Annotated in this window: 9 protein-coding genes; 4 read left to right on the plus strand and 5 right to left on the minus strand. The window is 73.7% G+C overall.

Annotation, left to right across the window (positions count from 1 at the left end; translation table 11 throughout):
* Positions 1-4: 4 nt before the first annotated feature.
* The 5 genes from GL263_RS14290 to GL263_RS14310 form a co-directional block, all read right to left on the minus strand.
* The gene (locus GL263_RS14290) at positions 5-931 is read right to left on the minus strand and encodes a dihydrodipicolinate synthase family protein (protein ID WP_182856077.1); all 927 of its coding nucleotides are present in this window, start codon (positions 929-931) and stop codon (positions 5-7) included.
* The gene (locus GL263_RS14295) at positions 928-2,508 is read right to left on the minus strand and encodes an FAD-dependent oxidoreductase (RefSeq protein ID WP_323379391.1); all 1,581 of its coding nucleotides are present in this window, start codon (positions 2,506-2,508) and stop codon (positions 928-930) included. The genes GL263_RS14290 and GL263_RS14295 overlap by 4 nt, the downstream gene beginning before the upstream one ends.
* On the minus strand, positions 2,489-2,812 hold the full coding sequence (locus GL263_RS14300) for a (2Fe-2S)-binding protein (protein WP_182856079.1): 324 nt from the start codon (positions 2,810-2,812) through the stop codon (positions 2,489-2,491). The genes GL263_RS14295 and GL263_RS14300 overlap by 20 nt, the downstream gene beginning before the upstream one ends.
* Positions 2,813-2,894: 82 nt before the next feature.
* Positions 2,895-4,055 carry an NAD(P)/FAD-dependent oxidoreductase gene (locus GL263_RS14305; protein ID WP_182856080.1) on the minus strand — a complete coding sequence of 387 codons (1,161 nt, stop codon included), beginning with the start codon at positions 4,053-4,055 and terminating at the stop codon, positions 2,895-2,897.
* 52 nt (positions 4,056-4,107) lie between these two features.
* Positions 4,108-5,484 (minus strand): aminopeptidase P family protein, encoded by a 1,377-nt coding sequence (locus tag GL263_RS14310; RefSeq protein WP_182856081.1) that lies wholly within the window; start codon positions 5,482-5,484, stop codon positions 4,108-4,110.
* Between the two features lie 130 nt (positions 5,485-5,614).
* On the opposite strand from GL263_RS14310, the gene GL263_RS14315 reads away from it, so the two are divergent.
* The 4 genes from GL263_RS14315 to GL263_RS14330 form a co-directional block, all read left to right on the plus strand.
* Complete coding sequence (locus GL263_RS14315; RefSeq protein WP_182856082.1) at positions 5,615-7,360, plus strand: ABC transporter substrate-binding protein; 1,746 nt, start codon at positions 5,615-5,617, stop codon at positions 7,358-7,360.
* Positions 7,361-7,460: 100 nt separating this feature from the next.
* On the plus strand, positions 7,461-8,348 hold the full coding sequence (locus GL263_RS14320; protein ID WP_228456500.1) for an ABC transporter permease: 888 nt from the start codon (positions 7,461-7,463) through the stop codon (positions 8,346-8,348).
* Positions 8,345-9,331 (plus strand): ABC transporter permease, encoded by a 987-nt coding sequence (locus tag GL263_RS14325; RefSeq protein ID WP_182856083.1) that lies wholly within the window; start codon positions 8,345-8,347, stop codon positions 9,329-9,331. Before GL263_RS14320 ends, GL263_RS14325 begins: the two co-directional genes overlap by 4 nt.
* Positions 9,331-10,076, plus strand: a 746-nt coding sequence (locus GL263_RS14330; protein ID WP_182856084.1) for an ABC transporter ATP-binding protein, incomplete at its 3' end; no start/stop codon positions are given. The genes GL263_RS14325 and GL263_RS14330, both read left to right, overlap by 1 nt.

A 10,076-nucleotide genomic window follows, 5' to 3' on the forward strand; every position in this document is an offset into this window, starting at 1 on the left:
GCCGTCAGCGGTGGCCCTCCGCCACGGCCTTCTCGGTGGCCGCCCGCACGACGGCGTCGGTCTCCGGCGGCAGCGGCAGCCGGGGCGGCCGGCAGGGACCGCCGTGGCGGCCGACGATGTCCATGGACGCCTTGATGGCCTGCACGAACTCCGTCCTGGAGTCCCAGCGCAGAAGCGGGTGCAGCGCCCGGTACAGCTCCAGCGCCGTCTCCAGGTCGCCGCCGACCGCCGCCCGGTACAGCTGGACGCACGAGGCCGGGAAGGCGTTCGGGTAGCCGGAGATCCAGCCGACCGCGCCGGCGACGGCCAGCTCCAGCAGGACGTCGTCCGCCCCCGCCAACAGGTCGAGTTCGGGCGCCAGTTCGGCGAGTTCGTAGGCGCGTCGTACGTCTCCGGAGAACTCCTTGACCGCCGTGATGTGGCCGGCGGAGTGCAGCCCGGCCAGCAGTTCGGGCGTGAGGTCGACGCGGGTGTCGCTGGGGTTGTTGTAGGCGACGACGGGCAGGCCGACCTCCGCCACCTCGGCGTAGTGGGCGCGCACGGCCCGCTCGTCGGCGCGGTAGGCGTTCGGCGGCAGCAGCAGCACACTGCCGCAGCCCTCGGCGGCGGCCAGTTCGGCCCAGTGGCGGGCCTCCGCGCTGCCGTAGGCGGCGACGCCCGGCATCACCCTCGCGCCGTCGCCGGCCGCGTTGACGGCGGTGCGGAGGACCTCCGCGCGTTCAGCGGCCGTCAGCGACTGGTACTCGCCCAACGACCCGTTGGGCACCACCCCGTCACAGCCCTGCTCCATCAGCCAGCGCACGTGCTCGGCGTAGGCGTCGTGGTCGACGGACAGGTCGTCGCGCAGCGGCAGCGCGGTGGCGACGAAGACGCCGCGCCACGGCCGGCTGCGGGTCCACTCCGCCTGGGAGGTCGATCGGGAGCTGCTCACGGAAGGTCTCCTCTGTGGGTGTCGGACCGCGTGGGGCCGGTGTCAGCGGACGGCTGGTCGGTCGTGGGAGCCGTGGGGCCGGTCCTGGCGTCGGACGCGGGTTCGGCGGTGGGATCGGGCGCGGGCCGGTCGGGTGGGGTGGCGGCCAACGCGGCGAGGGTGACCGGGGTGGCCAGCGGGCGCCGGTCGGGGCCGGGCGGGGAGCCGGTGAGCCGGGCCACCGCGCCCCCGCAGACGCGGCCCTGGCACCAGCCCATGCCCGCCCTGGTCAGCAGCTTGACGGAACGGGTGTCCCGCGCGCCGAGGCCGTCGACGGCCGCCCGGACGCACCCGGCGGTGACCTCCTCGCAGCGGCACACCTCGGTGGTGTCCTCCAGCCAGTGCGACCAGCCCGGCCCGGGGGCGTGCACGGCGGCCATGGCCTCGGCGAAGGCCCGCAGGCGGCGTCGCGCCCGGGCCAGCCGGCGGGCCCGCGCGGCGGTGGCCCGCGGTCGGCCGCGAAGGCGGGAGACGATGGCCAGCGCCGCCAACTCGCCTTCGATCCGAGCGAGTCGGGCGCCTCCCACCCCGCCGGTCTCGCCGGCGGACCAGACGCCGGGTACGGAGGTCTGCTGGCCCGCGTCCAGGACGAGGGCGGACGCCCCGTCGGGGGTCGTGCGCACCGCGCAGCCCAGTCCGGTCGCGAGATCGAGGTGGGGCACCAGGCCGTGTCCCACCGCGACCGCGTCGCAGGCGACGCGGCGCTCACTTCCGGGCAGTGGGCGCCAGTCGCGGTCCAGCGCGGACACCGTGACGGCGTTCACCCGGACCTCCGCACCGGACCCCTCGGAGGTCCCGTGCACCCGGGTGATCGCGTGGCGGGTGAGCGGCCGCACCCGGTGGGCGAGCAGCGCCGCGGCGTGTGCGGCACCTTCCAGGAGCTTGCCGGGCGCGGCGGCGAGTACGCCGGGGTGGCGGGCGTAGTCGAGGTAGCCGGAGGCTTCGACGAGCAGCGGGACGTGGGCGCCGGCCTCCACGAGGGTGGCCGCGACGGCGAGCAGTAGCGGGCCGCTGCCGGCGACGACCACCCGCCGACCGGGCAGCACCAGACCGGACTTGAGCATCGCCTGGGCGCCACCGGCGCTGACGACCCCGGGCAGCGTCCAGCCGGGGAAGGGGAGTTGGCGTTCGGCCGCGCCGGTGGCGAGCAGCAGGGCCCGGGCGCGGATCCGCACCGGCCGTCCGCCGTCCGCGCCGGCGAGCGCGTGCAGCCGCCAGCGGCCTTCACCGTCGGGGCCGGCCAGGCGCTCGACGGTCCACACGTGGTGTGCGGCCCGTACGCGTACCGTGCCGGCGGCGAGCCGGTCGCGGAGCGCGGCGAAGGCGGGCCAGTCGTGGTGCAGCGCCTCGGGTCGGGCGGCCCGCAGCGCGGGGGCGGGGTGGCGGTAGAACTGCCCTCCGGGCTGCGGCGAGGAGTCCAGCAGGCAGACGGAGAGGCCGAGTTCTTCCGCGGTGACGGCACCGGCGAGGCCGGCGGGGCCGGCGCCGATGACAGCGAGGTCGTACTCCGGTTCGGCTTCAGTCGGCGAGGTCGGCACGGCCGTCCCCCTTCTGGGTGGTGACGGCGTCGCCCGGTGCGGCGGGCAGCAGGCAGGCCCGCTGGTTGGGGCGGCCATTGACCGTGGCCAGGCAGTCGAAGCACTGGCCGATCCCGCAGAACGCGCCGCGCGGCCGGCCGGCGACCCTGGTGGTGCGCCAGGCCAGCACGCCCGCGTTCCACAGCACGGCGGCGATGGACTGGCCCGGCAGCGCGGTGAGCGGACGGCCGTCGAAGGTGATCTCGAACGGCGGTCCCGGGCGCGCCAGGACGCGTTCGACGGGGGTACGGCGTCGTCGCCGCATGGCGGCTCTCCTCGGTGGTCGCGGGCCGGTGGGCGGTCTGGGCAGGTGAGTGGGCGGGGCCGGTGAGTGGGCGGGGCGCGCGTCAGGTCGTCCGGTCGAACCGTTCGGGGCGGAACGGGTGGACGTCCAGCGGGGGTTGGTCTCCGGTGAGCAGTCGGGCGATGAGCAGGCCGGTGGCCGGGGCGAGTCCGACGCCGGCGCCCTCGTGACCGCAGGCGTGCAGCAGTCCGGGTGCTCTGGGGTCGGGGCCGATGGCCGGCAGGTGGTCGGGGAGGTAGGGGCGGAAGCCGGCGTAGGCGCGGATGGCCCGTACGTCGGCGAGCGCGGGGAAGAGTGCGACGGCCTGGGAGGCGAGCCGGTGCAGCACCTCCACCGAGAGCGTGCGGTCGAACCCGACCCGCTCGCGGCTTGCGCCGATGAGCACGGGCCCGGCCGGCGTGCCCTCGACGACGGCCGAGGTCTGGAGGGCGGCCGAGCCGCTGGCCACGTCGGCGACGTAGTCCGCGGCGTACACCTTGTGGCGGACGACGCGCGGCAGCGGTTCGGTGACCAGGACGAACCCCCGCCGGGGCGCGACGGGCAGGAAGACATCCGCCGCTGCGGCGAACTCCCCGCCCCACACGCCCGTGGCGTTGACGACGTGGCCGGCGGGAAGCGCCCCCGAGGGCACGGTCCGCACGCCGCCGACCCGGCCGTCGGGTCCGCGGAGCAGTCCGGTCACCCGCTCGCCGCAGCGCACCAGGGCGCCGGAGGCGCGCAGCAGGTGCGCCGCGGCGAGCGCGGGCTGGACCTGGGCGTCCTGCGGGTAGTGGAACGCCCCTGCCAGCCCGGCGGCGAGGCGCGGCTCCAGTTCGTGGAGCCGGTCGCCGGGGACCTCCCGCGTCTCCACTCCGGCCGCCGCCTGGACGGCGGCGAGGGAGCGGAGAGCCTTCAGCCGTGTCTCGTCGCGGGCGACGACCACCCCGCCCTTGGCCTCGTACTCCGCACTCCGGGCCGGCCCGTCGTGCCGCTCGCCGAGCTCCCGCCACAACCGCAGGGAGAGCAGAGCGAGTTCGAGCTCGGGGCCGGGTTCCTTGTCGGAGACGAGGAGGTTGCCCTCGCCGGCGCCGGTGGTGCCGCCGGCCACCGGGCCGCGGTCAAGCACGGTGACGGTGAGGCCGGCCCGCGCGGCGTAGTAGGCGCAGGCGGCGCCGACCACACCCGCGCCGACCACAAGGACGTCCGGGCAGTTGGTGGGGGACACCTCAGTAATATGTCACATGGCATGTCCGCTGCCAAGAGTCCCGCGCCGCGAGTCAGCCCCGCCGGTCCAGCAGTTCCCCCATCCACGCCTCGACCTCGTCCGCCTCGCGCGGCAGCGCGCCGGACATCAGCCGGGCACCGTCGGCGGTCACCACCAGGTCGTCCTCGATCCGCACGCCGATGCCGCGCAGCTCCGGCGGCAGGGTGAGGTCGTCCGGCTGGAAGTACAGGCCCGGCTCGACGGTCAGCACCTGCCCCTCCTCCAGCACCCCGTCGGTGTAGGCGCTCGCCCGCGCCTGCGCGCAGTCGTGGACGTCGAGGCCGAGCATGTGGCCGCTGCCGCAGAGCGTGTAGCGGCGGTGCAGGTCACCCTCGGCGTGCGGCAACACCCCCCAGTCGGCGAGCCCTTCGGCGATCACCCGCATCGCCGCGCGGTGGAAGTCGCGGAACGCCGCCCCGGGCTTCACCGCGGCCATCCCGGCCTCCTGCGCCGCGAGCACCAGCTCGTAGACCCGCCGCTGCACGGGCGAGAAGCGCCCGGAGAGCGGGAGGGTGCGGGTGATGTCGGCCGTGTAGAGCGTGTCCGTCTCCACGCCGGCGTCCAGGAGCAGCAGTTCGTCCGGGTCGAGCCGTCCGTCGTTGCGGATCCAGTGCAGCACGCAGGCGTGGGCGCCGGAGGCGGCGATGGTCTCGTAGCCGGTGCCGTTGCCCTCGGCGCGGGCGCGCAACCCGAAGACGCCCTCGACCCAGCGCTCGCCGCGCGGGTGGGCCAGCGCGGTCGGCAGCGCACGCACGACGTCCTCGAAGCCGGCCGTGGTGCGGTCGACGGCGGTCTGCAGTTCGCCGATCTCCCAGAAGTCCTTGACCAGCCGCAACTCGCTCGCGACCGCGGCGACTTCGGCATCCGTGACGACGGACCTGCCCGGCGGCGGGTCCTGCTCGGTGAGGTCCACGCAGCGTATGCCGGTCATCCGCTCGACCTCGTCGAGCTCGGGGCGCCGGCCGACCCAGAACTCGCCGTGACGGCGGTCGCGGTAGAACTCCCCGCCGGCGCGGGGCGAACGCGGCCGGACGTACAGCACCGGCTCGTGCCCGGCCGGCCCGTCCGGTTCGAGGACCAGGACGTGCCCGACCTGGTCCTCGCCGCCCAGACCGGTCAGCCAGGCGTAGGCGCTGTGCGGGCGGAAGCGGTGGTCGCAGTCCGCACTCCTGACCCTCAACTCGCCCGCCGGGACGATGATCCGCTCGCCGGGGAAGCGGGCCGAGAGCCGGGCGCGGCGGGCAGGCGTGCGGGCGGCGACCCGCAGCGCGAGATCGCCGGGCAGCGGGCTGGGCGCCCAGTCGCGCGCCATGAGGTCGTCCAACTCGGGTGAGACCGGCAGGTCGTGGCTGCCGACGGTGAGGGGCTTGCGGACCCGGGGTGTGGCCATGTGCTTCTCCTCCGGAGATGAAAAACGAGGCGACAGACACCTTGTCAGTGCAATTTCACATTACTATGTTACCGATCACATTCCAGTCCCCCGGCTGGCCGTCCTCTCTACCTCGCCCACGGAGTGACCAGTGATCAACCAGCGCCTCCAGACCGCCGTCGCCACCGCACTGGTGGCGGCACTCGTCGGTACCGCTACCGCCTGCTCCGGCGGCGACAGGCCGCGCGCCACCACCGACGGAAAGAACCCGGCCGCCGCCAACGAGGGCGGCACCGTCGGCGGCACACCCCGCCGGGGAGGAACCCTCACGATCCTGTCCAACCAGGACTTCTCGCACCTCGACCCGGCCCGCAACTGGACCATGCCGAACATGGACTTCGGCATCCGGCTGCTCTACCGGACGCTCACCACCTTCAAGGCCGCCCCCGGCAAGGAGGGCACCGAGGTCGTACCCGACCTCGCCACCGACCTCGGCACCCCCTCCAACGGCGGCCGCACCTGGACGTTCACCCTGAAGGAGGGCGTCAAGTACGAGGACGGCAGCCCGGTCAGGGCGCAGGACGTCAAGTACAACGTCGAGCGCTCCTTCTCCCCCGACCTCACCGGCGGCCCCGACTACGCGGCCCGCTACCTGGCCGGCACCGACGGCTACCAGGGCCCGCTCACCGGAAAGCACCTGGACTCGGTCAAGGCCCCCGACGACCGCACGATCGTCTTCGAACTCAACCGGCCGGTCGCCGAGTTCGGCTCGACGGTCACCCTGCCGACGTTCGCGCCCGTGCCGAAGTCCAAGGAGGCCGGCGCCCGTTACGACAACCGGCCGTTCTCCTCGGGGCCCTACAAGATCGAGAGCTACGAGCGGGAGAAGAAGCTCGTCCTCGTCCGCAACACGCACTGGGACCCCGCCACCGACGACGTGCGCAAGGCCTACCCGGACCGGTTCGTGATGCTGATGGGCCTCAAGGGCAGCCAGATCGACGACCGGCTCATCGCCGGCAAGGGCGGCGACGCCTCCGCCGTCCAGTGGTCCGACCTCCAGCCGGGCAGCGCCGCCAAGGTGCTGCCGCGGGCCGACGTGCGCGAGCGGCTGATCGCCGAGTCCGGCGGCTGCACCGAGATGCTGCAACTCAACACCTCCAGAGCACCGTTCGACGACCGGCGGGTACGCGAGGCGATGCTCCACGCCGTCGACAAGGACGCCGTCGTCACCGCCGGCGGCGGACCCGCCCTCGTCGACGCCGCCACCGCCTACCTGCCGCCCGCCCTGACCGGCGGCCGCCAGGCAGACACGCTGAAGATCGCCCCCGAGGGCGACCAGGAGAAGGCGCGGCGCATGCTCAAGGCCGCCGGTAAGGACGGCCTCAAGGCGTCGCTGACCGTCTCCACCGGCGACAAGGGCCGCGCCGAGGCGATCCAGCAGGCGCTCGGCCGGGCCGGGGTCCGCGTCGAGATCAACACCGTCGACCCCGCCGCCTACTACGACACCGTCGGCGACACCCGCAACGCCCCCGACATGGTCCTCGCCGGCTGGTGCCCCGACTACCCGTCCGGCTCCACCTTCCTGCCCTTTGTCTTCGACGGTCGCTACATCAAGGAGAAGGGCAACTCCGGCAACTACTCCCAGTTCCGCGACAAGCCCACCATGCGCCGGATCGACGAGATCAACGCCATGACCGACCCGAAGGCCGCCGAGAGCGCCTGGCGCGCACTGGACGCCGAGATCCTGGCCAAGGCCCCGGCCGTCCCCGTCACGCTCAAGCGCAAGCCGCTGCTCGTCGGCCCCAACGTCGCCGGCGCCTTCGGACACCCGGTCTGGGCCGGCCAGCTCGACTACGCCACCATCGGCCTCAAGGACCCCGCCACGAGCGGGAACTGAGGCCCCCGTGCCGACCCTCACCCAAGCCACCGGCCCCGGCGGCGGGCCCACCCCCGTCGCCGGGAACCCGACCGAGCCGGAAGCCTCCACCTGGCGGCTCCTGCGCACCCAGCTGTGCGCCCGCGCCTCCGTCCGCGTCAGCCTTGTCGTCGTCGTGCTGCTCGTCCTCATGGCGCTCACCGCGCCCTGGCTCACCGCGCTCGGCGGCTGGGGCCCCGAGGAGTTCGACAAGTCCGCGATCGACCCCTACCTCGGCGGCATGCCCGTCGGGTCGTTCGGCGGCATCAGCACCGACCACTGGTTCGGCGTCGAACCGCTCACCGGACGCGACCTGTTCGCCCGCGTGGTGTACGGCGCCCGGGTCTCCCTGCTCATCGCCTTCCTCGCCACCACGCTGGTGGTTGTCGTCGGCACGGCGGCCGGCATCGCCGCCGGCTACTTCGGCGGCCGCGTCGACACCGTCCTCAGCCGGCTGATGGACCTGACCATGTCGTTCCCCGCCCTCATCTTCATGATCGCCATGATGTCGGTGGCGCGGGACGTCAACCGGGTGCTGCTGATGACGGCGGTGATCGGCCTGTTCGGCTGGCCCGGCGTCGCCCGCGTGGTGCGCGGCCAGACCCTCTCGCTCCGCCGCCGCGAGTACGTCGAGGCCGCCCGGCTCGCCGGCGCCAGCCCCTGGTACGTGCTCACCCGGGCCGTCCTGCCCGGCGTCTCCGGCCCGCTCATCGCGTACACCACGCTGCTCGTCCCCGGAATGATCAGCACCGAGGCCGCGCTCAGCTTCCTCGGCGTCGGAGTCCAGCCGCCCACCCCGTCCTGGGGCCAACTCATCGCCGAGAGCTACCAGTTCTACGAGACGGACCCGATGTTCTTCATCATCCCGACGACGTTCCTCGTCCTCGCCGTGCTCGCCTTCACGCTCCTCGGCGACGCCCTGCGCGACCTCCTCGACCCCCGGACCGACCCGAGGAGCGGCCGGTCGTGATCCGCTACCTCACACGGCGGCTGCTCGGCGCACTCGGCGTGCTGCTCGCCGTCGCCGCCGTCACCTTCCTCATCTTCCACGTCATGCCCGCCGACCCCGCGCAGGCAGCCTGCGGCAAGAACTGCTCCACCGAACGTCTGGCGGCCGTACGCCAGTACATGGGCCTCGACCAGCCGCTGCCCGTCCAGTTCGGCGCCTTCCTCACGGGGATCTTCGCCGGACGCACCCTCGGCACCGGGCAGTACGCCGTCGACTGCGGCTTCCCCTGCCTCGGCTACTCCTACGCCTACTCCGAACCCGTGTGGGACCTGCTGGTCGCCCGGCTGCCCGTGTCGGTCTCGCTGGCGCTCGGCGCCGCCGCCCTGTGGCTGCTGTTCGGCCTCACCAGCGGCGTGACCGCCGCCCTCCGCAAGGACAGCCTCACCGACCGCACGCTGATGGTCGGCGCCGTCACCGCCGCCTCCATGCCGGTCTACTTCACCGCCGGCCTGCTGATCCTGCTGTTCATCAAGACACTCGAGATCCTCCCCTACCCCGGCTACGTGCCGATCGCCGAGGACCCGCTCGGCTGGGCCGGCAACCTGCTGCTGCCGTGGTGCGCCCTGGCCTTCCTCTACGCCGCCATGTACACCCGGCAGAGCCGCACCGCCATGATCGAGACGATGTCCGAGCCGTACATCCGCACGGCCCGGGCCAAGGGCCTGCCGGAGCGGACCGTCGTCCTCAAACACGGGCTGCGCGCCGGCCTCACCCCGATCCTCACCATCTTCGGCATGGACCTCGCCGGACTGCTCGCCGGCGCCGTCATCACCGAGCAGATCTTCGGCCTCCCCGGCGTGGGCCAGTTCTTCCACAAGGCCCTCACCACCGGGGACCAGCCCGTCGTGCTCGGCGTCACGCTGCTCGCCGCGTCCTTCATCGTCGTCGCCAACCTGCTCGTCGACCTGCTGTACGCCGTCGTCGACCCCCGAGTGAGGTACTGATGCCACCGCCACCGACTCCCACGCCACAACCGCCCCTGCTGCGGGTCCGGGACCTGACCGTCACCTTCGACACACCCGAGGGACCGGTGAGGGCCGTCGACGGCGTCGGCTTCACCGTGGAGGCCGGCCGCACGCTCGGCATCGTCGGCGAGTCCGGCTCCGGCAAGTCCGTCACCTCGCTCGCCCTGCTCGGGCTGCACCGCGACCGCACCACGGTCACCGGATCCATCACCCTCGACGGCACCGAACTCGTCGGCCAGGACAACCGCCGGCTCGCCCGCGTCCGCGGCCGGCGCATCGCGATGATCTTCCAGGACCCGCTGTCCAGCCTGCACCCCGCCTACTCCGTCGGCGAGCAGATCGCCGAACACCACCGGCTCCACCAGGGCGCCTCCCGGGCGGCCGCCCGCCGCCGCGCGGTCGAACTGCTCGGCGAGGTCGGCATCCCCGAACCCGCCCGGCGCGTACGCGAGTACCCGCACCAGTTCTCCGGCGGCATGCGGCAGCGCGTCATGATCGCCATGGCCCTCGTCTGCGAGCCCGAACTGCTCGTCGCCGACGAACCCACCACCGCCCTCGACGTCACCGTCCAGGCCCAGATCCTCGACCTGCTCGACCGCATCCAGCAGGAACGCCGACTGGCCGTCATCATGATCACCCACGACCTCGGCGTCATCGCCCGCGTCGCCCACGACGTCCTGGTCATGTACGGCGGCCGGGCCGTCGAACAGGCCCCCGTCGACGC

The sequence above is a fragment of the Streptomyces durbertensis genome, from assembly GCF_014156695.1.
GTDB lineage: Bacteria > Actinomycetota > Actinomycetes > Streptomycetales > Streptomycetaceae > Streptomyces > Streptomyces durbertensis.

Bases quoted from the DNA above. Each gene is read 5' to 3' on its own strand.
- GL263_RS14300 (WP_182856079.1), bottom strand. From the start codon at position 2,812: ATGCGGCGACGACGCCGTACCCCCGTCGAACGCGTCCTGGCGCGCCCG.
- GL263_RS14310 (WP_182856081.1), bottom strand. From the start codon at position 5,484: ATGGCCACACCCCGGGTCCGCAAGCCCCTCACCGTCGGCAGCCACGAC.